At 68.2% G+C, this 24,104-nt stretch carries 20 protein-coding genes; 15 read left to right on the top strand and 5 right to left on the bottom strand.

All coding sequences use genetic code 11. From position 1 onward, the window contains the following. Positions 1 to 81 precede the first annotated feature (81 nt). The 9 genes from IT182_15070 to IT182_15030 all read left to right on the top strand — a co-directional run bounded on the left by IT182_15070 (position 82) and on the right by IT182_15030 (position 8,825). Positions 82 to 1,122 carry a glycosyltransferase family 4 protein gene (locus IT182_15070; protein ID MCC6164670.1) on the top strand — a complete coding sequence of 347 codons (1,041 nt, stop codon included), beginning with the start codon at positions 82 to 84 and terminating at the stop codon, positions 1,120 to 1,122. 30 nt (positions 1,123 to 1,152) lie between these two features. Further along, entirely contained in the window at positions 1,153 to 2,013 is an 861-nt protein-coding gene (locus tag IT182_15065) for a glycosyltransferase family 2 protein (protein MCC6164669.1), read from the top strand. Beyond that, complete coding sequence (locus tag IT182_15060) at positions 2,010 to 2,753, top strand: polyprenol monophosphomannose synthase (protein ID MCC6164668.1); 744 nt, start codon at positions 2,010 to 2,012, stop codon at positions 2,751 to 2,753. Before IT182_15065 ends, IT182_15060 begins: the two co-directional genes overlap by 4 nt. A 26-nt stretch (positions 2,754 to 2,779) precedes the next feature. Further along, entirely contained in the window at positions 2,780 to 3,526 is a 747-nt protein-coding gene (locus tag IT182_15055; GenBank protein ID MCC6164667.1) for a glycosyltransferase family 2 protein, read from the top strand. Further along, positions 3,523 to 4,518, top strand: coding sequence for an NAD-dependent epimerase/dehydratase family protein (locus IT182_15050; GenBank protein ID MCC6164666.1), 996 nt, complete (start codon positions 3,523 to 3,525; stop codon positions 4,516 to 4,518). Before IT182_15055 ends, IT182_15050 begins: the two co-directional genes overlap by 4 nt. Further along, a complete protein-coding gene (locus IT182_15045) occupies positions 4,518 to 5,615 on the top strand; it encodes a DegT/DnrJ/EryC1/StrS family aminotransferase (GenBank protein ID MCC6164665.1) in 1,098 nt (365 codons plus the stop codon). Before IT182_15050 ends, IT182_15045 begins: the two co-directional genes overlap by 1 nt. Positions 5,616 to 5,677: 62 nt before the next feature. Continuing rightward, positions 5,678 to 6,529, top strand: a complete 852-nt coding sequence (locus tag IT182_15040; GenBank protein ID MCC6164664.1) for a hypothetical protein — start codon at positions 5,678 to 5,680, stop codon at positions 6,527 to 6,529. Positions 6,530 to 6,573: 44 nt separating this feature from the next. Next, positions 6,574 to 7,035: a GatB/YqeY domain-containing protein gene (locus tag IT182_15035; GenBank protein ID MCC6164663.1), complete on the top strand. Its 462-nt coding sequence runs from the start codon at positions 6,574 to 6,576 to the stop codon at positions 7,033 to 7,035. A gap of 209 nt (positions 7,036 to 7,244) precedes the next feature. Beyond that, entirely contained in the window at positions 7,245 to 8,825 is a 1,581-nt protein-coding gene (locus IT182_15030) for a CRTAC1 family protein (protein MCC6164662.1), read from the top strand. On the opposite strand, the gene IT182_15025 is transcribed toward IT182_15030, so the two are convergent. Then, the gene (locus IT182_15025) at positions 8,806 to 10,359 is read right to left on the bottom strand and encodes a tetratricopeptide repeat protein (protein MCC6164661.1); all 1,554 of its coding nucleotides are present in this window, start codon (positions 10,357 to 10,359) and stop codon (positions 8,806 to 8,808) included. The two genes, IT182_15030 and IT182_15025, sit on opposite strands and share 20 nt — an antisense overlap. A 59-nt stretch (positions 10,360 to 10,418) precedes the next feature. On the opposite strand from IT182_15025, the gene murJ reads away from it, so the two are divergent. From murJ to IT182_15010, 3 genes are read left to right on the top strand one after another with little or no spacing between them, the layout of a single operon-like run. After that, on the top strand, positions 10,419 to 12,041 hold the full coding sequence (murJ, locus tag IT182_15020; GenBank protein MCC6164660.1) for a murein biosynthesis integral membrane protein MurJ: 1,623 nt from the start codon (positions 10,419 to 10,421) through the stop codon (positions 12,039 to 12,041). A 1-nt stretch (position 12,042) separates the two neighbouring features. Next, on the top strand, positions 12,043 to 13,251 hold the full coding sequence (locus IT182_15015; GenBank protein MCC6164659.1) for an MFS transporter: 1,209 nt from the start codon (positions 12,043 to 12,045) through the stop codon (positions 13,249 to 13,251). Positions 13,252 to 13,264: 13 nt separating this feature from the next. Next, complete coding sequence (locus tag IT182_15010) at positions 13,265 to 14,002, top strand: rhomboid family intramembrane serine protease (GenBank protein ID MCC6164658.1); 738 nt, start codon at positions 13,265 to 13,267, stop codon at positions 14,000 to 14,002. A 46-nt stretch (positions 14,003 to 14,048) separates the two neighbouring features. On the opposite strand, the gene IT182_15005 is transcribed toward IT182_15010, so the two are convergent. Then, complete coding sequence (locus tag IT182_15005) at positions 14,049 to 14,384, bottom strand: cupin domain-containing protein (GenBank protein MCC6164657.1); 336 nt, start codon at positions 14,382 to 14,384, stop codon at positions 14,049 to 14,051. A 170-nt stretch (positions 14,385 to 14,554) separates the two neighbouring features. Here IT182_15005 and IT182_15000 point away from each other — a divergent pair, with 170 nt between their 5' ends. Next, a complete protein-coding gene (locus tag IT182_15000) occupies positions 14,555 to 16,684 on the top strand; it encodes a dehydrogenase E1 component subunit alpha/beta (protein ID MCC6164656.1) in 2,130 nt (709 codons plus the stop codon). 555 nt (positions 16,685 to 17,239) lie between these two features. Further along, positions 17,240 to 20,632 carry a TonB-dependent receptor gene (locus IT182_14995; protein MCC6164655.1) on the top strand — a complete coding sequence of 1,131 codons (3,393 nt, stop codon included), beginning with the start codon at positions 17,240 to 17,242 and terminating at the stop codon, positions 20,630 to 20,632. A 257-nt stretch (positions 20,633 to 20,889) separates the two neighbouring features. On the opposite strand, the gene IT182_14990 is transcribed toward IT182_14995, so the two are convergent. The 3 genes from IT182_14990 to IT182_14980 form a co-directional block, all read right to left on the bottom strand. Next, a complete protein-coding gene (locus tag IT182_14990; GenBank protein ID MCC6164654.1) occupies positions 20,890 to 21,261 on the bottom strand; it encodes a hypothetical protein in 372 nt (123 codons plus the stop codon). Positions 21,262 to 21,759: 498 nt separating this feature from the next. Further along, positions 21,760 to 21,897, bottom strand: coding sequence for a hypothetical protein (locus IT182_14985; GenBank protein ID MCC6164653.1), 138 nt, complete (start codon positions 21,895 to 21,897; stop codon positions 21,760 to 21,762). A gap of 17 nt (positions 21,898 to 21,914) precedes the next feature. After that, positions 21,915 to 22,685: an enoyl-CoA hydratase/isomerase family protein gene (locus IT182_14980; protein MCC6164652.1), complete on the bottom strand. Its 771-nt coding sequence runs from the start codon at positions 22,683 to 22,685 to the stop codon at positions 21,915 to 21,917. A 201-nt stretch (positions 22,686 to 22,886) separates the two neighbouring features. On the opposite strand from IT182_14980, the gene IT182_14975 reads away from it, so the two are divergent. Further along, a complete protein-coding gene (locus tag IT182_14975; protein MCC6164651.1) occupies positions 22,887 to 24,098 on the top strand; it encodes an efflux RND transporter periplasmic adaptor subunit in 1,212 nt (403 codons plus the stop codon). Positions 24,099 to 24,104: the final 6 nt, after the last annotated feature.

Raw genomic sequence — 24,104 nt, 5'->3', positions numbered from 1 at the left:
GAATAGGCACACCATCAACACGTGTCAACTTCGCTCAAGCTTCGCCAGGTGGCTGGCGTGCTAGCATGCGGCCGCTTGGCCCTGACGGTTGTCGTCTGCGAAGCGCAGGTGCCCTTCGTCCGGGGGGGTGCCGAGGCGCTGGTGCGCGAGCTGGTTCACCAGCTGGAACGCCACGGGTGCCTCGTCGAGCGGGTCAGCGTTCCGTTCAAGTGGTATCCGAAGCGCGAGCTGATGGCCCACGCCGCCGCGTGGCGGCTCCTCGACCTGTCCGAGAGCTGCGGACGGGCCATCGACCTGGTGATTCCCACCAAGTTCCCCGCCTACTGCGTGCGGCATCCCCACAAGGTCACGTGGCTGATGCACCAGTACCGGGCCGCCTACGACCTGTGCGGCACCGAGTACGCCGATTTCGACCACAGGGAGGAAGACACCGAGGTTCGCGAGCGCCTGCGCGCGCTGGACCGCGAGATGCTCGGTGAATGCGCCGCCGTCTACACGATTTCGCAGACGACCTCCGACAGGTTGACGCGCTTCAACGACGTCGCCTCGACGCCGCTGTATCACCCGTCACCCCTTGCGCCGAAGCTCCGGCCCGGTCCGTACGGCGACTACTTCCTCTCGGTGGGCCGGCTGGAAACGGTCAAGCGCGTCGAGCTCGCGATCGCCGCGATGGCGCACGTCCCGCCGCCGACGCGATTGCTGGTGGCCGGGGAAGGCACGTTCAGGCACGGCCTGGAGCAGCGGATCGAGGACCTGGGTCTCGGAGACCGCGTGGTCCTGCTCGGCGCCGTCGACGAACCGACGCTCATCGACCTGTACGCCGGCGCGCGGGGCGTGATTTTCGCCCCGTTCGACGAGGACTACGGGTACGTGACGCTCGAAGCGTTCCAATCCCGTAAACCTGTGATCACCGCTACCGACAGCGGCGGCGTGCTGGAGTTCGTCGTCCACGGCGTGAACGGCCTTGTCGCCGAGCCGGACGCCGAGGCGCTGGGGGCATGTCTGGCCGACCTCGCCGCGTACGAGGCGCGCGCTGTGGCCCTCGGAGAGGCGGGGTACGATAGCACCCGCGCGATTTCCTGGGATGGAGTCGTTGCCGCGCTCACCGCCGGGCTGGCGTGACGCGAGGAACCCGCTCGTCACCTCACATTCGTGGCTGCTCCCGAAACCGTCTCCATCCTGATCCCCGCGTACGACGAGGGCGCCGTCGTGGGCGACGTGATTCGCGCTCTGCGCGACGCCGCGCCGTGGCACGAGATCCTGCTCATCGACGATGGGTCGACCGATGAGACGGCGGCGGCGGCCACGGCGGCCGGCGGACGCGTGCTGCGGCATCCCTACAACAAGGGCAACGGTGCGGCGGTCAAGACAGGTATCCGCGCGGCAACGGGCGAGTTCGTGCTGGTGATCGACGGCGATGGCCAGCACAAGCCCGAGGACGCCTGCCGTCTCGTGGCGCAGCTCGGCGAGTACGACCTCGTGGTGGGCGCTCGGGCCGGCCACACGCAGGCGACGGGCATGCGGCGGTTCGGCAACGGACTGCTGAACGCGTTCGCGACGTACATGACGGGGCGCGAGATCCCCGATCTCACGTCGGGGCTCAGGGGGGCGCGGCGGTCGGTGCTCCGCGAGTTCCTGCACCTCATCCCGAACGGGTTCTCGACACCCACGACGACCACGCTCGCCTTCATCAAGGCGGGCTACAGCGTCGAGTTCCTGCCGATCGAGGCGCGCCAGCGGACGGGCGTCTCGAAAATCCGTCTCGCGCGCGACGGCACCAAGTTCCTGCTGATCATCCTGAAGATCGTCACGATCTTCAGCCCGATGAAGATCTTCCTGCCCGTGAGCGCCGGCTCGTGCCTGCTCGGTGTCTGCTACGGCGCGTGGACGGTCGCGACGTCGGGACGGATCGCGAACGGCTCGGTACTGCTGCTGATGCTGTCGGTGCTGGTCTTCCTCGTGGGTCTGGTGTCCGAGCAGATCTCGGCCCTGCGCTTCGAGGGCCGCCAGTGACGTCGCCGCCGCGCGTCCTGGTCGTCACGCCGACCTACAACGAGCGCGACAACCTTCCGGTGCTCGTCGAGCAGGTGCTCGCGCGCGGGCCGGAATTCTCGTTGCTCGTGGTGGACGATGCGTCGCCTGATGGCACGGGCGCGGTGGCCGACGCCCTGGTGCAGGCCCATCCGGGGCGCGTCCACGTGATGCACCGCGCGGGCAAGCGAGGCCTCGGCCGCTCGTACGTGGACGCCCTGTCGCGGGCCGTCACCATGGACGTCGACATCGTCTGCCAGATGGACGCCGACTTCTCGCACGACCCGCAGTACCTGCCCGATCTCGTGCGCGGCGTGACGGAGGGCGGCCTCGATCTCGTGGTGGGGTCTCGCTATCTGCACGGCGTGAGCGTGGTGAACTGGCCGCTGAGCCGGTTGATCCTGAGTACGTTCGCCAACAGGTACGTGCGTGCGATCACGGGTCTGCCGGCGCGCGACTGCACGAGCGGGTATCGCTGCTGGCGCCGCGACGCGCTCGCGCGCCTGCCGTTGCGGCGGTTCGTGTCCGATGGGTACGCGTTCCTCGTCGAGATGCTCTTCGAGGCGATGGGGGCGGGATGCCGGATCGGCGAAGTGCCGATCATCTACGTCGAGCGGCGCGAGGGGCAATCGAAGATGTCGCGGGGCGTGATTCTCGAGTCGATCTTCGTGCCGTGGCGGCTCGTGGCGCGACATCCGTCGTGGCGCGGCCGGCGCGGCTGAGGTGTGCTAAGGTCTTCTGTTCGCGTATGCCTGAAACGCCTGCCAGCACGCCTGCCGGACTGAGTCTGTTCTTCCCGGCCTACAACGACAGCGGCACCATCGCCAGCATGGTGGTGTCGGCGTTGCTGGCGGCGCGTGCGCTGACGCCCGATCACGAAGTCATCGTCGTCAACGATGGCAGCCGCGACAACACGCCGCAGATCCTCGACGAACTGGCCCGCATGTATCCGCAGGTCCGCATCGTCCACCACGTGAAGAACCGCGGGTACGGCGGCGCGCTGCGCAGCGGATTCGCGGCGGCCACCAAGGAGTACGTGTTCTACACGGACGGCGATGCACAGTACGACCCGTCGGAGGTGGCGCTCCTGTGGCAGCGGCTCGGGCCCGACGTGGATCTGGTGAACGGCTACAAGATCTCGCGATCGGATCCGCTGCACCGCATCGTGATCGGACGGCTGTACCACCACACCGTGAAGCTGCTGTTCGGTCTTCGCGTGCGCGACGTGGATTGCGATTTCCGGCTGATGCGCCGGTCCGTCTTCGACAAGGTCACGCTCACCAAGGACAGCGGCGTGATCTGCCTGGAGATGATGAAGAAGATCACCGACGCCGGCTTCCGCATCGCGGAAGTCCCCGTCCATCATTTCCACCGCGCGTATGGCAAGTCTCAGTTCTTCAACTTCCCCCGCATCTTCCGCACGGGCATCGACGTGCTGCAGCTCTGGTACGAGCTCGTGATACGCAAGCCGCAGGCGACACAGGCGAAGGGATGACCGACCACCGTGCGTTCTTTGCCGGGCGCCCCGTGATGATCACGGGCGGGCTCGGGTTCATCGGCAGCAATCTGGCGCGCCAGCTCGTGGACGCCGGCGCCGACGTGCTGCTCGTGGATTCGCTCATCCCTGAATACGGCGGAGCGCTCGAGAACATCAGGGGCATCGAGGATCGCGTCCGCGTCAACATCGCCGACATCCGCCAGCAGACCACGATGAACTGCCTCGTGCAGGGACGCGAGGTGATCTTCAACCTGGCTGGCCAGGTGAGCCACATCGACAGCATGCGGGATCCGTACACGGATCTCGAGATCAACTGCCGCAGTCAGATGACGGTGCTCGAGGCGTGCCGCCGCAACAATCCCGGCGCCAAGGTGGTGTTTGCCGGCACGCGACAGATCTACGGCAAGCCCGATTACCTGCCCGTCGACGAACGGCATCTCGTGCGGCCGACCGACATCAACGGGATCAACAAGGCCGCCGGCGAGCAGTATCACCTGGTCTACAACAACGTCTTCGGCGTACGGGCGTGCTCGCTGCGCCTGACCAACATCTACGGCCCACGTCAGCTCATCAAGCACAACCGCCAGGGTTTCGTCGGCTGGTTCATCCGCAGGATCGTCGAGGATCAGGAGATCGAGATCTTCGGCGACGGCATGCAGATGCGCGACTTCGCGTTCGTCGACGACGCGTGCGATGCGTTCCTGCGCGCGGGCGCAACGGATGCGGTCAATGGAGGCGTGTTCAACGTCGGTGGGTCTGAGCCCATCACGCACCGCGACCTCGTGGAACTGATGATCGACGTCGCGGGCTCCGGCCGCCGCCGCTTCGTGGACTGGCCCGCCGAGAAGAAGGCCATCGACATCGGCAGCTTCTACGCGGACTCCTCGCGCTTCACGGCAACGACGGGATGGGCGCCAACGGTGCCGCTCCGCGAAGGCCTCACGCGCACGATCGCGTTCTACCGCGAACACCTCGCCAAGTACCTCTGATGCACACCGATATCCGCGTACCCTTCCTGTCGCTGAAGCCCGGCGACGATGATGCGGCGATCAGAGCGGCGATCGCCCGCGTGATCGATCGCGGGTGGTTCATCCTCGGACCGGAACTCGAGGCCTTCGAGGCGGAGTTCGCGGCGGCCTGCGGCACGACGCACTCGGTGGGCGTCAACACAGGCACCGATGCCATCGCCCTGCTGCTGCGCGCCATGGGGATCGGCGCCGGCGACGAAGTGATCACCGCGCCGCTCTCGGCGGCGTATACGGGCCTCGCCGTGATGATGGCCGGCGCGCGTCCCGTGTTCGCCGACATCGATCCGCAGCGCCACACGATCGACCCGCGGGCCGTCGAAGCCGCGATCACGCCGCGAACGGCGGCGATCATGCCCGTGCACCTGTACGGGCAGTCGGCCGACATGACGGCGCTGTGCGCCATCGCCGAGCGACACGGCCTGGCGATCGTCGAAGACGCGGCGCAGGCGCATCTCTGCACGCACGAGGGCCGTCCCGTCGGCACGTTCGGCGCAGGGGCGGCGTTCAGCTTCTATCCGACGAAGAATCTCGGTGCGCTGGGCGATGGCGGAGCCGTGGTGACCAACGACGCGGCGATTGCCGACAGGCTGCGGCGCCTGCGCAATGGCGGACAGCGCGTCACCTACCAGCACGAGTCGTTCGGCGTGAACTCACGGCTCGACGAGATGCAGGCCGCCGTGCTGCGTGAACGTCTGCAGCGGCTGCCAGCGTGGACGGCACAGCGCCGGACGCTCGCGGTGCGCTACCGGACGCTCCTGCGGGACGCGCCCGTCCGCGTGCCGCGGGAGTTCGACACCGGGCACGTCTACCACCTGTTCCCTGTCCGCGTGGACAACCGGGCCGCGTTCCAGTCGCACATGACGGCCAGAGGGATCCAGACGCTCGTCCACTACCCGCACGCGCTCACGCGACAGCCCGCCTTCGCCGATCAGTCACCCGCGCCGTGCCCAGAGGCCGAGCGAGCCGCGGCCGAGGTCGTGTCGCTGCCGCTGCACCCGTTGCTGACCGCGGCCGATATCAATCTCGTGGCCGAGGCCGCGCGTACCTTCACGGAATAGCGCCCGGTGCGCGCTGCCCGGTGCCTGGCGCCCGGTGCATCACAGGTCTATACTCGATCCTCATGTGCCGGCACATCCTGTTGGGGGTCGCGCTGGCGCTGGCGGGCGTCGTGCCCGCCGGCGCGCAGACAGTGTCGTTGAGCCTGCATGATGGCCGCGTGACGCTCGTCACGCAGAACGCCACGCCATCGGCCATCCTCGCCGAGTGGGCGCGCCAGGGGCAGGTGAAGGTCGTCGACGGGGAGCGCGTTCCCGGCACGCCGCTCACGCTGCGCCTCGAGAACGTGCCGGAGCGCGAAGCGCTCGACATCATCCTGCGTGGAGCGGCCGGCTACATCGCGGCGCCGCGCGCGCAGGCGATGGCGGGCATGTCGCGGTTCGACCGCGTCATCGTGATGCCGACGTCGCCAGGTGCGGCCGTCGCGGCCCGCGCGGGCACAGGCACCAACGCCCGTACGATGAATCCCATCCCGCCGGCCGCGCAGATGCCGCCCCAGACCGACGCGGACTTCGGCCAGATGGCCGCCGCGCCGGTCGACGAGGGGCCGGCGCCCATGCCCGCCCCCGAACAGCCTGCATCGTCCACCGACTTCGACTACGCCAACCCGCAGCGGTACTTCGCCGCGCGACAGGCGGCCGAGGCCGCCGACACAGCGGCGGCGCAGCAGCAACAGCAGCAGGTGAACCAGCCGTCGACGTCGCCGTTGGGCAACCTGTCGCAGACCAGCGCCCGCCCGGGTTTCGCCCCGGCGCCACCGCCGCCGGATCCCGCCAGCGCGAACAATCCGGCGGCGATCAACCCGTACGGCCTTCCCGCCGGCCAGCAGCCGGGCTCGTCCACGACCCCGTCGACGCTCGAACCCGACCGCGCGAAGTACATCAACCCGTATTCGCCGACACCACCACGTCCGTAGCGGCCGTCGACACGGGGGCCCTACGCCTGCCGTACACTGCTCTCATGACCGGACAATCGCTGGCGGCGCGGGTCAATACGGACCTGGGCGTGGCACTGCGGGCGCGGGATCAGGAGACGCTCGACGCGCTACGGATGCTCAAGACGGCGCTCACCAACAAGCGCGTCGAACTCATGCGTGAGCTCGACGACAAGGAAGCGCTCCAGGTGGTGACCTCGCTCGTCAAGCAGCGCAAGGACAGCGTTGCGCAGTTCACGGCAGCGGGGCGACAGGCCCTGGCCGACAAGGAGCAGCGCGAGGCGGCAATCCTCGAGCACTACCTGCCCGCGGCCCTCGATCCGGAGGCGCTGTCGGCCCTCATCAACGAAGCCGTGGCCGAGAGCGGTGCCACGGGACCGAAGGACATGGGCAAGGTGATGAAGGTGCTCATGCCGAGGCTGGCGGGTCAGGTCGTCGACGGCAAGGCCGTGAACGAGCAGGTCCGTGCGCGTCTCGGCTCCGCCTGAGGCCGTCTTCCATCATTCCGACGCCTGATCGCACTCGCGCGTAAACTTTCCTGGCCGGGGAACGTCATATAGGAACGAGGTTCTGCAAGGAGCCTCTCATCCATCCTCCTTTGACGGCCTCGTCCCTCAACGAGGCCGTCCTTTTGTCAGCGCGCTCCCGCATCTCCGCCTGTGCCGTCCTGGTCGTGGCTGCTGCCACCGCGGCGAGCATGCAGGCTCCGATCCCGCAGTTCGAGAACGTTCAGCCGTCGAGTGGTGTCGGCTTCGTCCTCGCCAACGCGCCCACGCCCGACAAGCGCCTCATCGAGACGATGCCCGGCGGGTTCGCGGCATTCGACTACGACGGCGACGGCAAGGTGGACCTGTTCTTCGCCAACGGCAACGCGACGCACGCACTCGCCAAGGCCTCGCCCACGTTCCACAACCGGCTCTACCGCAACCTCGGCGACTTCCGGTTCGAGGACGTGACGGAGGCGGCTGGGCTCCAGGGACGCGGATTCGCGATGGGTGCGGCCGTGGCCGACTACGACAACGACGGGCACCCCGACCTCCTGGTGCCGGGCGTTGGGGCGCCCACGCTGTATCGCAACACCGGCAAGGGCACGTTCGAGGACGTGACGGGCGCGGCGGGTATCGGCCCGTCGGCGTGGTCGGTCGCCGCCGCGTGGGTGGACGTCGACGCCGACGGATGGCTCGACCTCTTCCTCGTCAACTACCTCGACTGGCACGAGAAGGCCGATCGCTTCTGCGGCGACCGCGTGCGCGGCCTGCGCGTGTACTGCCATCCGAAGTACTACAACGGCCTGCCGAACCAGTTGTACCGGAACAAGCGTGACGGCACGTTCGAGGACATCTCGAAGGCCAGCGGCGTCGGCGCGCACGTCGGCAAGGGCATGAGCGTGGGCGTGGCCGACTTCGACGGGGACGGCAGGCCCGACCTGTTCGTCTCCAACGACGCCGTGCCGAACTTCCTGTTCCGCAACGTGGACGGCACGCGCTTCGAGGAAACCGCCCTGCTCGCGGGCGTCGCGCTCCCTGGCTTCGGCAGGCCCGTGTCGAGCATGGGCGTTGCGGCGCGGGACTTCACGGCAGACGGGCGTCCCGACATCCTCGTCACCGCCCTCAGGGGCGAGACGTTCCCGCTCTTTGTCAACGACGGCACGCTCACCTTCCACGACGGCACGCACAAGGCCCTGCTCACGGCGGCGAGCAGCAACCACAGCGGTTGGGGCGTCGTCGCCGCCGACGTCGACAACGACGGTCGACCCGACATCCTCATCGCCAACTCGCACGTGAACGACCTCATCGACAGGTTCGAGGCGTCGCCGTATCACGAGGCCAACCAGGTCCTCATGAATCGCGGGGCGACGTTCGAGGACGTGACGGCGAAGGCCGGCGCGGGGGTGGCGCGCGCGATCTCGGCGCATCGCGGTCTCGTGGCCGTGGATCTCGACGGCGACGGTCGGCTCGACTGGGTCACGACGAGCCTCGGCGGCCCCGTGGAGATCTGGAAGAACGCCGGGCCGGCCGGCCACTGGATTCGCGTGCAGCTGCGCGGAGGCACGTCCAACAGGGATGGCCTTGGCGCCACAGTCACCGTTGGCGGCCAGACGTTCCCCGTCTCATCGGCCGTCGGCTACGCGTCGTCCTTGCTGCAGGGCACCCACATCGGCCTCGGGACGTCGACGACAGCGCCGCGGATCGAAGTGCGATGGCCGTCGGGCCGGACGCAGGTGGTCGACGCGCCAGGCGTCGACACGGTGGTGACGGTCACGGAACCGGAGGCGTGATCGTCGGGGCGCTGGCGGGCGAGACGGGCTCTGGCGGTGCGGCGGCCTCCGCGCGCTTCTGATACTCGGCCAGCAGGACCTTCGCACGCTCCGCGTTGCCCGTACGCTGCACCGCCTGCGCGAGCTGGTAGTGGACGCTGCCGTCCTGGTCCGCGGCCAATGCCGCTTCGAGGTGCGGGATGGACCCCGCGGCGTCGCCCGCCTGGAGCAGCGCGCGCCCGAGCAGCCCCTGCGCGGCCGTCTGCGACGGATCGAGGCTCACCGCCTTCTTCAACAGCGTGACGGCCCGCTCCACCTGCGTCCCCCGCAGCAGGCCGTCGCCAACGGCGATCAGCAGATCTGGGGCGTTCGGGTTCGACGCCAGGAGCTTCTCGAGCAGCGGCAGCGCCTGCTCGACGTCGCCCGACGCGTACAGCGCGCCTGCCAGATCGCGTTCGAGCCCCGGATCGCCGGGTGCGAGCTTCAACGCCTCGCGCAACTGCGCCGCGGCTTCCAGTGGCTGGCCCTGATCGCGCGCGATGCCGGCCCGCACGACGAAGCGATCGACGGAGGGAGGCAGTTGCTCCAACGTGCCGAACGCGCCGATGGCCAGGTCGTTGGCCGCACGCGCACGCCAGTAGAGCGCCGTGGCCTGTGTTGCCGTCGCCGTGCGCGTGATCACGTCGCGGTACTTGCCAGCGAGATACGCGCAGGCCACCGGCACCGTCGCGCACGCGGGCTTCTCGGCGTCGGCGCGCTGCTGTTCCACGGCCGCCCAGTCCGCATGACCGCTCGCGGCATACACGGTCGCGAGTTGGCGATGGACGCCCGGCAGCGTCGGCAGCGCCTCCTGCGCCTTCCTGATCAGATCGAAGGCCTGCGCGTGCTTCTCTTCCACCACCATCACGTCGGCGACGAGCAGCCATACGTACGGCGAGTCGGGATCGATCTCCTGGAGGCGTGCGAACGCGGCGCGCGAGATCCCTTCGTAGGTGCGTCCGAGCGCCGCCCATACCTGCGGCAGCGCCGGCTGCGCCTTCGTCACGGCCTCGAGTTGCACGCTCGCCTCGCCGAACTGCTCCAGCGCGAGCAGCGCTTCGGCCAGCGCCTGACGTGCGTTGACGTTGCTGCCGTCGGCCTGCACCACCTGCCGCAGCGGAGCCACGGCGTCCTTCGGCCTGTTCACTTCCATGTAGGCGATGCCGAGGAACAGCTTCGCGGGCAGGAGGTCCGGGCGCAGACGCAGGGCCTCACGCAATGGGGCAATTGCCTCGGCCGCACGCCCGCTCATCGTCCGCGCCATTCCGAGTTGCAGGCGCGCGATCGGATCGGCGGGCGTGAGGCCCACGAGCTTCTCGAAGATCGCTTCCGCGTCTTCGAACCGCGAGGCGTCCATCGCCGCCTCGCCGTTGGCGCGCAGCGTCGCGATGTCACCGCCGGCAGGCGCCTGGCGGGCCTGCGCGTCAGGCGCGCGATGCGCGTAGCCGGTCGAGGCGGGCAGCCACAGGACACCCGACGCGAGGAGGACGATGAAGCTGCCACGGCGACTGCGCATCATCCCCTTGTAGGTCCCAAACCCCAGCCGCGTCAACGGCTGCGTGCGATGATGACGTGGTGACATCGCCGCGCGGCGCCTCGCTGACTCGTGCTGCAGGACTCATCGGCAGCGCGACGATGGCGAGCCGGATCCTGGGACTCGTGCGCGAGCAGGTCCTGGCGCACGCGTTCGGCGCGAGTCATCAGATGGACGCCTTCAACGCGGCGTTCCGCCTCCCGAACCTGGTCCGCGATCTCTTCGCCGAGGGCGCCATGACGGCCGCCTTCGTCCCCACCTTCAGCCGGACGCTCGCGCGCGATGGCCGCGAGGCCGCCTGGACGCTCGGACGACGGGCCATCACCGCGTTGCTCGTGGTCACGTCGGTAATCGCCGGTGTCGGCATGGTGTGCGCCGAGCCCATGACGCGCGCGTTTGCCGGAGGCTTCGCGAGCGTGCCTGGCAAGCTCGAACTGACGGTGCAGCTCACACGGCTCATGTTCCCGTTCCTGCCGCTCGTGGCGGCGGCGGTGGCGGCGATGGGCATGCTGAACGCGCTCGGCCGGTTCTTCATGCCGGCGCTCGCGCCCGCGATGTTCAACGTCGCGTCGATTGCGGCCATCCTCCTGCTCGTGCCACTGATGCCGGCGTTCGGGATGGAGCCGGTGACGGCGCTGGCATTCGCCGTGCTCCTTGGCGGGCTCGGACAGATCGCGCTCCAGTGGCCGCAACTGCGGCGCGAAGGCTTCAGGTATCGCTTCGACTTCGCGCCCAACGATCCCGGCCTGCGCGAGATCCTCCTGCTGATGGGGCCAGGCACGCTCGGCGTTGCCGCCACGCAGTTCAACGTCTACGTGGGCACCGTTCTGGCGACAAGCGAGGTGGCCGGATCGGTGTCGTGGCTGAACTACGCGTTCAGAATCATGTACCTCCCCATCGGCATCTTCGGCGTGGCGATCGCGGGCGCATCCCTGGCGCTGCTCTCGCAGCACGCCGCGCGCGAGGACATGGACGCGCTGCGCGCCACGCTGGCTCACGCCCTGCGACTCATGCTGGCGCTGACGGTACCGGCGACCGTCGGCCTCGTGGTCCTGGGCGTGCCGATCGTCAGGCTGATCTTCGAACGCGGCCAGTTCCAGCCGTCCGACACGCAGAACGTGGCGCTGGCCCTCATGGGGTATTCGCCGGGTCTCATCGGCTATTCGGCCGTGAAGGTTCTCTCGCCGACCTTCTACGCGCTGCGCGACACCCGCACGCCCGTGGCAGTGAGCGTGGCGGCCGTGCTGATCAACGCGCTGCTCAGCGTGACGCTCGCCCGCGTGCTCGGGTTCGGATTCGTGGGCCTGAGCCTGGCGACGGCGCTCGCGTCGCTGGTGAACGCCGGTCTGCTGCTGATCCTGTTGCGGCGGCGTCTCGGATCGATCGGGGCGCGCGCCATCCTCTCGACATTGGTCAGGATCACGCTGGCGAGCCTGGTGATGGCCGGTGCGGCATGGGCGCTGCACGGGTGGCTCGACACACGCGTGCTGACGGGCGATGCGTTCGTCGTACAGGCCGTCCGCGTCGGCGTCACGATCGGCGCAGCGCTCGTGGTGCTCGCCGGGGCGGCACGCCTGTTCGGCGTGCGCGAGTTCGACGAGGCGTTCGGCAGGATCGTGGGCCGACTGATGAAGCGGCGCGCGCCGAAGGATGCCCGTGAATGAGATGACGCAGGTCCGTCGTGTCGACGCACGGCCGCTCGGCATCGTGTCGTCGGCGCACTTCATGGTCGACGCGTACTCCAACATGTACGCGCCGCTGTTGCCGCTGTTGATGCCGCGGCTCGGCATGAGCCTGCAGGCGGCCGGCACGCTGATGATGGTCTATCAGGCCGCCGCGTCGCTGTCGCAGCTGCTGTTCGGCCGTCTGGCCGATCGCGGCTACGCGCGCGTGTTGCTGATGGCGGGTCCGCTCGTCAGCGCCGTCGCCCTGAGCCTGCTGGGGCTGGTCCACCACCAGACCACGCTGGCGATCATGCTGGTGTTCGGCGGGTTCGGCATCGCCGCGTTCCATCCGCCGGGCGCGATGGTGGCGCATACGGCGGGCCACGCGCGGCCGGGCACCGCGATGAGCGTGTTCGTGACCACAGGTACGCTCGGCTTCGCGCTCGCGCCATTGCTCGTGGCCAACGCCGCCGAGCGGTTCGGCCTGAGCGCCACGGCGTGGTTCCTGCTGCCGGGCGTGACGTGCGCGCTGCTCTTCGCTCGCACGGTGCCCACGCTGCCACTCGCGCCTCCGCGGCCACACGGCGGCGGCCTGCGGACGTTGCGGCCGCACGCCCGTCCCCTGTTCCTGCTGTACACGCTCGTGGTGCTGCGCACGGTGGTGTCGCTCTCGTTCGCGACGTTCGTGCCGGTACTCCTCACCAGCCAGGGCATGAGCGTCGGCGAGGCGGGCACGGCGATGGCGCTCTACCTGTTCATGTCGAGCATCGGCGGGTTCTGGGGCGGGACGCTCGCCGACCGCTTCGGTCCGCGACAGGTCATCGTGTGGTCGCTCGTGCTGGCCACGCCGTTCCTGCTCGGCGCGCCGCAGACCACGGGCTGGACGTTCGCAACGCTGCTCGCCGTGGGCGGGCTGTTCCTGCAGTCGACGCTGCCGGTGAACGTGAGCTTCGGCCAGGCCCTCGCGCCGCACAGCGCGGCCACCGTGTCGTCACTGATGATGGGCGTGGCGTGGGGCACGGGGGGCATGCTCGTCCCGGTGACAGGCATGATGGCCGACGCGATCGGACTGCCGCTCACGCTGACCCTCCTTGCAGGTCTCCCGCTCGGGGCCGCAGCCCTCGCCACACGCCTTCCCGCCGCACCACCGAGAACGGTCCACGTTCAGGGAAATGCCGGGAATGCCGCGATGCCTGGGGCTGAGTCCTGAGTACACTGACTCGGTGACTCGATCCTACTCGCGCATCTCGTATCAGTTCGGACCGGGCCGTGTGACGCCGGCCGTCAAGGCGCTGCTCATCGCCAACGGCGTCCTGTTCCTGGTGCAGATCGTGATGCCGATGATCACCGTGTACGGCGGGCTCACGCCTGCGGCCGTGATCGAGTCGCTGTGGCTCTGGCAGCCGTTCTCGTACATGTTCCTGCACGCGGGGCTGTCGCACCTCGTGTTCAACATGCTCGCGCTGTGGATGTTCGGCACCGAGCTGGAGCAGATCTGGGGCACGCGCGCCTTCGTGCGGTTCTACATGGCCTGCGGGCTCGGCGCGGCGGCGACGACGATGGTCGCGTCGCTGCTGCCGTTCTCGTTCGCCGACTTCATGTACGTGACGCCCACCGTAGGTGCGTCAGGCGCCATCTACGGCCTGCTCGCGGCTTACGGGATCATCTTCGCGAACCGGCCGATCTACATGTACTTCCTGTTCCCCGTGCCGGCGCGCATCTTCGTGCTGATCACCGGGGCCATCACGCTGCTGATGTCGGTCACGTCTTCAGGCGGCGGCATCGCGCATCTCGCGCATCTCGGAGGGCTCGCGACGGGTGCCGTGCTGATGCTGCGCGGCAGCGGCAGTGGCGGCCTCATGACCGAGATCAAGTACCGCTACACCAAGTGGCGACTCCAGCGCGCCCGCCGCAACTTCGACGTCCACCGCGGCGGCCGTGGCGGATGGAACGTGCACTAGCAGTGCAAACGGGCAATCGGCAACCGGTCAGCATTGATGGCGACGACTATCGGTTGCCCATTGCCGGTTGCCCGTTGCCGGTCATGCTGAAGGCCCCCAGAACGAATGTGTCGTCCAGCGCGACGGCCTGGTGGGCCACGCCGGCGGGGATGTGCAGGACTTCCCCTTCTTCGACGCGGATGTCCTCACCACCGACGAGGAATTGCAGCGCGCCCTGGAGCACGTACGTCATCTGCTCCTCGTCGTGCGCGTGCAGCGGCACGAGCGCGCCCTTCTTGAGGTAGACCTGCGTCAGCATCTCGCGCTCGCCGCGCACCACCTTGCGCGACACCATCTCTGTCACCTTCTCGAGCGCGATCTCATCCCAGCGATAGAGAGCCACGGAGGGAATCGTAGCCTGTGCGGGCCGGGCCCGGATGGCGAAGTCGGGCCGGTTGCCGGTTGCCGGTTGCCGGTTGCCGGTTGCCGGAGACTATAATCCCCCGTCATCGAATCAGTGGTGTTCGTTATGCCAGAGTTCGTCTCGAATCGTCTCGCCGGGGCCGCCGCATAATGGGGGGCGTGGCGCTGCAGTCGTCTCCCTCGCACCCGGTCCACGCGACGCTCCCGCCTCGTGACGAGCGGCTGTTGCGGGCATACCGCCTGATGGTCTTGTCGCGTCGCCTCGACGACAAGGAGATCCAGCTCAAGAACCAGAGCCAGATCTTCTTCCAGGTGAGCGGCGCCGGGCACGAAGCCATCCTCGTGGCGGCGGGACTCGCGCTCAGGCCGGGCGTCGACTGGGCCTATCCCTACTATCGCGACCGCGCCTTCTGTCTCGCCCTCGGCGTGACGCCGCTCGAGATGCTCCTCCAGGGCGTGGGCGCCAAGGACGACCCCGCGTCGGGCGGCAGGCAGATGCCGTCGCACTGGGGACACACGCGCTGGAACATCGTGTCGGGATCGAGTCCCACTGGCTCGCAGTGCCTCCAGGCCATCGGCTGCGCGGAGGCGACGCGACTGCTCACCGAGTTGCCCGGCCTCCCCGATCACGCGCGACCCGCGCCAGACGCCGTCACGTACGTCTCGGTTGGCGACGGCACCACGAGCGAGGGCGAGTTCTGGGAATCGCTCAACACGGCGAGCAACGCGCAACTGCCCGTCGTGTATGTCGTGGAAGACAACGGTTACGCGATTTCGGTGCCGGTCGAGGTGCAGACACCTGGCGGCGACATCTCCCGCCTCGTCGAGAGCTTCCCGCACCTGAAGGTCTTCCGCGTCGACGGCACCGACATCCAGGCCAGTCTCGCGGCGATGGACGAGGCGGTGGCGTACGCGAGGAGCGGCGAAGGCCCGGCGTTCGTCCACGCGAAGGTCACGCGCCCGTACTCGCACTCGCTCTCCGACGATGAGCGTCTGTACAAGACGGCCGCGGAACGTGCCGACGAAGCCGCGCGCGATCCGATCGCGCGCGCAGCGGAGTTCCTGCTCGCCGAGGGCCTCGTCACGCGCGAGCAGCTCGACGCGATCCACGCGTCGGTGGATGCCGAAATCGATGCCGCGACGGACATCGCGCTGAAGGCCGAACGCCCCGCGCGCGACACCGCCGGACTCTACGTCTACTCGCCGGATGTCGACGTCACGGCCTCGTCGTGGGACTCGGAGCCCGCGACCGACGGCAAGCCCGACACGATGGTGGCCGCGATCAATCGCACGCTGCGCGACGAGTTGCACGCCAACCCGCGCATGATCGTGTTCGGCGAGGACGTCGCCGACGCGAGCCGCGAGAGTGCGCTCGCCGAGGTCGCGGGCAAGGGCGGCGTGTTCAAGGTCACGCACGGACTGCAGCGCGAGTTCGGCGGTCAGCGCGTGTTCAACTCACCGCTCGCCGAAGCCAACATCGTCGGCCGCGCAACGGGCATGGCCACGCGCGGGCTCAAGCCGGTGGTCGAGATCCAGTTCTTCGACTACATCTGGCCCGCGATGATGCAGATTCGCGACGAGCTCACGATGCTGCGCTACAGATCGAACAACACGTTCTCGGCGCCCGTCGTGATCCGCACGCCGATCGGGGGGTATCTGCGCGGCGGGTCGCTGTATCACAGCCAGTCCGGCGAGAGCATCTTCGCGCACTGCCCCGGCATCCACGTCGTGTTCCCGAGCAACGCCGTCGACGCCGCGGGGTTGTTGCGCACGTCGATCCGCTGCGACGACCCCGTGCTGTTCCTCGAGCACAAGCACCTGTATCGGCAGACGTACAACAAGGGCGTCTACCCGGGGGCCGACTTCACGATTCCGTTCGGGAAGGCCGCGGTACGTCGGCCCGGCACGGACCTGACGGTGATCACGTGGGGCGCGCTCGTGCAGCGATCGCTGCTCGCGGCGCAGCAGGCCGAGAAGGACGGCATCAGCGTGCGCGTGATCGACCTGCGGACGATCGCGCCGTGCGACTGGGAAACCATCGGCACCGCCGTCCGCGAAACCAATCGCATCATCGTGGCGCACGAGGATTCGCTGACCGCCGGGTTCGGCGGCGAGATCGTCGCACGGATCGCCGAGCATCACTTCGAGCACCTCGACGCCCCGGTGCTGCGCGTGGCCGCCATGGACACGCCGATTGCGTACTGTCCCGACCTCGAGGAGGAGATCCTCCCGCAGTCGTCGGACGTCCTCACCGCGATCCGTAAACTCGCCGCGTATTGAGCCGACGATCGGGTTGAACCCCGCCTGCTCCATCTGCAGCGGATGGAGACCGGGGGCCATGAAGGCGCCGTTCCGCTGGCAGGTTGGGAACACGCTCATCTCAGACGCTGACGCAGTGTGTTCATCATGGGAACACTTGCGCTATTGACACGCCCTGCATTGTCGATCAGTATCCTGCCACTGTTAGTCAAAACTTGAGAGCTCGCTCGCCGCCGGGTGTGCCGCGGTGTTCATCATGTGAACACCGCGGCGATCCGCATCAGGGAGGGTAGTGTCATGGGTTCACCTGTGATGACGATGGCGGGCGTGATGCTCGTCGCGGGGCTACCGCTGGGGGTGCGCAGCGCCGCGCGTCGGCGACGGCGGGCGCGAGGACAGCGGCGTCTTCCGATCCAACGAGCCGGCCACGCCGATCGACGTGATGTTGAAGACACAGAGGTTGCGCGAGATGGACGGCCACGTCGAGTCCGAGCGCGTGCTGCGGGAACGCGAGGGGACACATGCACCGCCCCGTCCGCTGCCCGTCCCGTGACCGGTGCGATTGTTCGAGGAGCCATGATGTTTCACGACGCGTTGTCGCGCAGCCAGCAGGTCATTCGATCGGTCGTCGTCGTCGGCCTTCTCTCGTGCCTTGCCGCCCAGCCCTCACTGGGCCAGGGCATCACGGGACGCATCGATGGCATGGTGTCCGATTCGCAGGGTGGTGTCCTCCCCGGAGCGAGTGTCACGATCGTCAACGAGAACACCGGCCTCACGGTGGCGCGCGTCACCGACGGGCAGGGCATCTTCACGGTGACGAACCTGCCGGTCGGCATCTACACGATCACTGCCGAATTGCAGGGATTCCGCCGCCAGCAGAAGACCGGTTTCGACCTCACGGCCGATGGCCGGTTGACCGCCGACTTCGCGCTCGGCGTGGGCGAGTTGAGCGAGTCGGTCGACGTCACGGCCGTCGCCGGCGAGATTGTCAACAGGACCTCCGGTGAGGTGTCGCGCACGATCGACACGCAGCAGATCAAGGACCTGGCGTTCAACGGCCGCAACTACATGGAACTGGCCTCGCTCATCCCGGGTTCGGTCGCGACGACCTTCGATCCGCTCGAACTGGCGACCAGCCTTGCCACGACCGGGCAGTCGATCAACGGCGCACGCGCCAATACGAACAACCTGACAATCGACGGCACGTCCAACGTCGACTCTGGTTCCAACGGCGGTCAGGTGAACAACGTCAGTCTGTCCTTCATCGACCAGGTCAAGATCCAGACGTCGAACTTCTCGGCGGAACTCGGACGCAGCAGCGGCGCGGCGATCAACGTGGTCACGCGCAGCGGCACCAACAGATATCGCGGCACCGCACGCTTCGACATCCGCGATGAGGCGTTCGACGAGGCCAACTACTTCGCGCCGCGAGACGCCAACGGGGCACGCATCAAGGCGCCCCTCGAGTTCCGCAATTTCGAAGGTGCCCTCGGCGGCCCCATCGTTCGCAATCGACTCTTCTTCTTCGTCGGCCAGCAGTACCGCACGATCAATCGGTTCACCAACCCGTCGCGGCACACGCTGCCGACGTCGGCCGAACTCAACGGTGATTTCAGCGTCCGTCTCCGCGGTGCCGACGGTATCGTCGGGACGGCCGACGATGGCGTGCTGCGCGATGCGGCGACCGGCCAGCCGTTTCCCGGGAACGTGATCCCGCAGAACCGTATCTCGCCGAACGGCCGTGCCTTTGCCAACATCTATCGCGCCCTGCAGGGCCGTGCAGCGCAGTGGTCCGACACGCCCACCGTCAACAACGCGACGTTCCAGGAGTTCAACCCGTTCAAGCACCGGGAGGACATCGTCCGCCTGGATTGGCAGGCGACGGGCACGCAGCGCTTCTACGGGCGATACATTCACGACCAGTACACCCTGATTGACCCGCTGGGGACATTCTCGGGGACGACCTTGCCGACCGTCCCGACCGACAGGTCGCGCCCGGGGACGAGCTACCAGATCGGCCACACATACGTCGCGAGCACGAACCTGATCAACGAAGTGAAGATCGGTGCCTCGTGGAACGGTCAGCGCATCAGGCCGGTTGGCGATCTGTGGCTCCGGGACACGCACGGCATCACGTTCCAGGAACTGTTCGACACGCCGGGGTTTGTCGCCGGCGGTATTCCGAACGTCGCGGTGACGGGCTTCTCCAGTATCCGCGGTCCGGACTTCGCGCTGCTGTCGCCGACCACCGACATCACCGTGCAGGACACGCTGACCTGGGTGCGCGGGCGCCATTCACTGCGTAGCGGCGTGGCGATCTCGCGCAACCGGAAGGATCAGAACGGGCGGGGCAACTACTTCGGCTCACTCGCCTTCAACCCCTCAGGCAATCCCAGGAGCAGCGGCAATGCCGTGGCCGACATGCTGCTCGGGAACTTCCGCACGTACGGCGAGGCCTCGGCCGATCCGGTGGGCTTCTTCCGGTTCACGACGTACCAGGCGTTCGTGTCCGACACGTGGCGCATCCGCGACAACCTGAGCGTTGAAGTCGGCCTGCGGTATGAGTACACGACGCCGACATACACGCAGCAGAACAATCTGGTGAACTTCGACCCGTCGCGATACGACCCGAGCCAGGCGGTGCAACTGCGCACCAACGGTCTGCTGGTGCCTGGCATCGGCAACCGCTTCAACGGGCTGGTCATGGGCGGTGACGGCGTTCCCCAGGATCAGCAGGGCCGCGTCAGCCTGCTGACGGGGGGCGACTACGACCGGATTCCGTACGGCGCGCCCCGCGGCCTGTACGAGGCGCAGCACCTGTTCATGCCGCGCCTCAGCTTCTCGTACTCCATCAATCCGACAACTGTCGTGCGCGGCGGGGTGGGTCTCTTCTACGACAAGCCGGAGGGCAATCTCGTCTACTCGCAGATGAACCTGGCACCGGTCCTGGAGAGCCTGGTCTACGAGAACTTCAACATCGACACCCTGGCCGATGCCACCGCCGGTGCCGCCGGTGCGATGGGTGGCATCAATGCCATCGACCCGAACCTCACCCTGCCTCACCAGACCAACTACAGTCTCGGTGTGCAGCGCGAACTCGGCGGCGGCTACTTCGTCGAGGCGAGTTATGTCGGCAACACCGGGCGCGATCTCCTCCGGCTGCCGGACATCAACCGCGCCAGCTTCGACGATCTGCGCGCCAACGCCGCCCTCCCCGCAGCCCAGCGGGTGTCCGAGAACTACCTGCGGCCGTACAAGGGATACTCGTCCATCCGCCTGCGGGTGAGCGACGCGAGTTCACAGTACCACTCGATGCAGCTGTACGGAGCCAAACGCCGCGGCGACCTGCAGTTCACCGTGTCCTACACCCTGGGCCGGGCCATGACCGATGCGAGTGGCAACGCCGACAACGACACCGCCGACGGTGCGGGCGACCTGCGCTTCTTCTATGGGCCGGCGACGTTCGACCGTCGGCACGCGTTGGTCAACACGCTGACCTATCGCCTGCCGTGGCTGCGTGATCGCGGCGGCGTCCTCGAAGCCGTCGCCGGAGGCTGGGAGGCCAGCAGCAAGTTCCGCTTCCAGTCAGGTCAGTACCTGACGGCGACAGGCAACTCGTCGATCGGCAACCGCCGGGCCGAGTATCTCGGAGGCGAGATCGATGTCGACGGCGACGAGAATGGCTGGTTCAACCGCGACGCCTTTGCCAACCCGCCCGAGGACCGGCGCGGCACCGCCACCGTCGGGCAGATCGAGGGCCCCGGCTTCAAGCAGCTCGACCTGTCGTTCCGCAAGAACTTCCGCTTCGGCAAGCGGTACAACCTCACGCCGATCGTCGACGTGTTCAACGTCTTCAACACGGTCAACTTCGGAAACCCGAACGTCGTTCGGGACAACGCCGCGTTTGCCACGATCAGCACCGCGCAGCCGCCGCGCCAGTTCCAGCTCGGCGTGCGGTTCGACTTCTGACATGGGACCGGCGGGAGTGTTCGACATGGGCATGAACGGGCAGCCATCGTCGCGACCGCGAGCCTGGGCACCATGGTCGGCTGTTCGGTGCCATCGCGTGGAGGTCGTCGGCCAGTGGGGCATCGCGTGGTTCGCCAGGCGGCGCGGGGGCCAGCCATGACGCGTCTCGGCGGTCCGGCGGGGGCAGCGTGCGTGGCCGCGATCGCGACGTGGGTGTCGGTCCATGCGGCCACTCCGGCCGTGGGCCGCCATGTCGCTCACCGCCAGGCGGCCGCGCCGCCGCAGGCTGGTGGCGCGTGTATCGGTGCCCCCTTCACCCCGGGCGGGCCGGATCCATGGGGTGGCTGCTGGCCAGGCCCCGGCAACACCGGCGTGCCGGCCGGGACGACGCTCACGCCGTATGTCGGTTCGTGCACCATCACGACCGCCGGCACCGTCATCGATGCGCGGACGGTCGATTGCAGCCCACTCGAGGTGCGTGCGTCCGGTGTCACCATCACGAGATCCCGGCTGAACGGCGGCGTCGACATCGCGTCGGACGACTGCGACACGGCAAGCGTCACGATCACCGACAGCCGCGTGGACCTCCCGGCCGAGGTGACGACCGGCAACTCCGGAAGCACCGGCATCCTGCGGTGCAGCTTTCGCGTCAACAGGGTCGAGGTCACGGGCGGACGCCGGTCGATCTACTGCGTGCGCAACTGCGTCATCGAGAACTCGTGGGTACACGACCAGGGTGTCGACCCGCAGGCGAAGGCGCATTTCAGCGGCATACGCATGGAGCAGCAGACGACCCTCCGGCACAACGCCATCACATGCGAGGCGACGCGGTCCGGCCCCGGATCGGGTTGTTCGGCCGGTCTGACCGGGTACCCCGATTTCGCGCCGGTCACCGACAATCTGATCGAGAAGAACCTGTTCTACCGCGGCGGCGCGGGCGGGTCCACCGTGTGCGCGTACGGTGGCGCCACGGGCGGCAAGCCGTACTCTCGCGATCCCGACAATGCGACCCGCATCCGGTTCATCGGGAACCGGTTCGTGCGGGGCAGCAACGGCCACTGTGGGAACGTGGGCACCATCCTGCACTTCGACGCGAGCCGGCCGGGCAATGTCTGGACCGACAACGGCTACGACGACGGCATGGCCGTGAGCGTGACGCCGATCGCCGCACCGCTCCAGGGCAGCATCAGGTCCGTCACGATCTCCACCGCTTCCCTCCGGGCTGCGACCGACAGGTCGTCCCACCCGCGTGGCACCCCGGGCATCGCGGCCCTTCGACCTGCTACACCCGCTGGAGGCGGGCGACGAGCGCCGCGCGCTGCGTGCGGCACTCCTCGTCGAACCAGATCGTCGCGAAGGTCTCCACCATCGCGGCGATCTCGTCAGCGGTGTACGGCGGTCCGCCTGCGGCCTCGACGAGCGCGGCCTTGTGCAGCGCGAACGCGCGCGGCGGCCTCGACGCGAGTTGCCGCGTCAGCGTGATCGCACGGTGCCTGATGTTGCCGAGCGGCACGAGTTCCTCGACGATCCCGTGCGCCTGCGCGTCGTGCGCGCGCCACGCGTGCCCTTCGAGGAACATCTGCCTCGCCGTCGGCCCCGGGACGACGGCCGCCATCGCCTGCACCATGCGCGTGGGCAGCACGACGCCGAGCGACACCTCGTTCAGCGCGAACTGAAAATCGCCTTCGGCCATGATGCGTTCGTCGCACGCGAGCGCCAGCGCCGCACCGCCACCGTAGCAGTGGCCGTTCAATCCGGCGACGACAGGCTTGGGCAGATGACGCAGCGTGTCGAACAGCCCGATGAAGCGCGTCATGTACGACCGGAGCGTCTCCGGCGGATATTCGAACACCTCCAGCACGTCGAACCCGCCGCAGAACATCCGCGGCGTGCCGCTCGTAATCACCACGCCGTGCGTGCGCGCGTCGGCATGCGCGTGGTTCAGGGCCTGTTGGAGCTCGTCGACCATCTCGCAGTCGAGCGCGTTGGCCTTGCCGCGGGCGAGCGTGATGACGAGGATGCCTTCTTCGCGATCGAGAGTGATGTGTTGCACGAGACGACTCCGTCCGGAGGAGAACGGCCGTCTTGTATCAGACACGTCGACCGTTATCAAACATCTCGATGAGCGCCACCTCGGCCGATGCGGCGTGTTCTACCTCATCCACGACGCCAACCGCGAGACGCGCGTCACGGTCTTCGGCGCTCGTGCCCCGGGATATACTCCGCGCCAACGCCTGGGCCTCGGAGAGTGGACATGATTCGTTACGCCTGCAGTGTCAGGCCTCTCGCAGACATCCGTACAACAGTGCTTTGTGGCGCCTGGCTGCTGGCCGCCTGCGCCACCGAGGCGCCTCCCGCTCAGGCGCCGCCACCGGTCGAGGTGCGCGTGGTCGTCGCGGCGCGGCAACCAACCACCCAGATTCACGAGGTCCCCGGACGACTCGGCGCGGTCCGAACGGCTGACGTGCGGGCGCGCGTCAACGGCATCCTGCAGCGTCGCCTGTATCAGGAAGGCACGGACGTGCGGGCGGGGCAGCCGCTGTTTGCGATCGACCCACGGGAGTTGCGCGCGCAACTGAGTGCCGTAGAGGCCGCGCTCGAGCGAGCCCAGGCGACGGCGGCCAACGCGGCCCAGGACGTCAAGCGCTACGACGGGCTCGTCGCGCAGCAAGCCATCAGCCAGCAGGAGTACGACACGGCAGTCGCGCGCCTCCGGACCGCCGAGGCCGATGTGTCGGAGGCTCGGGCACAGGTCGAGACTGCCCGGCTCAACCTCGGCTACGCCACCGTGGACGCGCCGATCGCTGGCCGGGCCGGCCGCGCGGAGGTGACCGAGGGCGCCCTCGTCAGCGCCGCCGAAGCGACCCTGCTCACGCGCGTCGAGCAACTCGATCCCCTCTTTGTCAACTTCTCTGTGTCTAGCGCGGAGCTGCTCGCCTTTCGTCGCCAGGTTTCCGCGGGCGAACTCGAGACACAGGCCCTGAACAAGGTGCCGGTCCGCGTCATTCTCGAGGACGGTACCGAATACGAGCATGCTGGCCACCTGAACTTCGCCGATTTCCGGATTGACGAGACCACGGGCTCGAACGCGGTGCGCGCGGAGTTGCCCAACCCCGAGCGTGCGTTGGTGCCCGGACAGTTCGTGCGCGTCCGGACCGCCCAGGGGACGCGGCCCGACAGCATCCTCATCCCGCAGCGTGCGGTGAACGTCACGTCTCAGGGCGCGGTCCTGATGGTCGTCGGCGCCAAGGACGTCGTCCAGGCCCGTGCTGTCACGCTGGGGCCGCTCGAAGGCGAGTTCTGGGTGATCCTCGGCGGGCTGTCCGCGGGGGATCGCGTGATCGTCGACGGTCTCCAGAAAGTGCAACCAGGACAGACGGTGCGCGTGACGACAGCCACCATGGCGGCGCCGTCTCAGCTCGCTGCCGACACGCCGCCGCCGGCAGCCACGGCCGACCGGCGCTGAGACGCC

The organism is Acidobacteriota bacterium (assembly GCA_020845575.1).
Classification (GTDB): domain Bacteria; phylum Acidobacteriota; class Vicinamibacteria; order Vicinamibacterales; family Vicinamibacteraceae; genus Luteitalea.
Note: the sequence above shows the minus strand (reverse complement) of the source record. Positions and strands in the feature narration are given on the sequence as shown.

Bases quoted from the DNA above. Each gene is read 5' to 3' on its own strand.
- IT182_15055 (MCC6164667.1), top strand. From the start codon at position 2,780: ATGCCTGAAACGCCTGCCAGCACGCCTGCCGGACTGAGTCTGTTCTTC.
- IT182_15050 (MCC6164666.1), top strand. From the start codon at position 3,523: ATGACCGACCACCGTGCGTTCTTTGCCGGGCGCCCCGTGATGATCACG.
- IT182_15045 (MCC6164665.1), top strand. From the start codon at position 4,518: ATGCACACCGATATCCGCGTACCCTTCCTGTCGCTGAAGCCCGGCGAC.
- IT182_15040 (MCC6164664.1), top strand. From the start codon at position 5,678: ATGTGCCGGCACATCCTGTTGGGGGTCGCGCTGGCGCTGGCGGGCGTC.
- IT182_15035 (MCC6164663.1), top strand. From the start codon at position 6,574: ATGACCGGACAATCGCTGGCGGCGCGGGTCAATACGGACCTGGGCGTG.
- IT182_15030 (MCC6164662.1), top strand. From the start codon at position 7,245: ATGCAGGCTCCGATCCCGCAGTTCGAGAACGTTCAGCCGTCGAGTGGT.
- IT182_15025 (MCC6164661.1), bottom strand. From the start codon at position 10,359: ATGCGCAGTCGCCGTGGCAGCTTCATCGTCCTCCTCGCGTCGGGTGTC.
- IT182_15015 (MCC6164659.1), top strand. From the start codon at position 12,043: ATGACGCAGGTCCGTCGTGTCGACGCACGGCCGCTCGGCATCGTGTCG.
- IT182_15000 (MCC6164656.1), top strand. From the start codon at position 14,555: ATGGGGGGCGTGGCGCTGCAGTCGTCTCCCTCGCACCCGGTCCACGCG.
- IT182_14995 (MCC6164655.1), top strand. From the start codon at position 17,240: ATGATGTTTCACGACGCGTTGTCGCGCAGCCAGCAGGTCATTCGATCG.
- IT182_14990 (MCC6164654.1), bottom strand. From the start codon at position 21,261: ATGCCGGTGCTTCCGGAGTTGCCGGTCGTCACCTCGGCCGGGAGGTCC.
- IT182_14985 (MCC6164653.1), bottom strand. From the start codon at position 21,897: ATGCCCGGGGTGCCACGCGGGTGGGACGACCTGTCGGTCGCAGCCCGG.
- IT182_14975 (MCC6164651.1), top strand. From the start codon at position 22,887: ATGATTCGTTACGCCTGCAGTGTCAGGCCTCTCGCAGACATCCGTACA.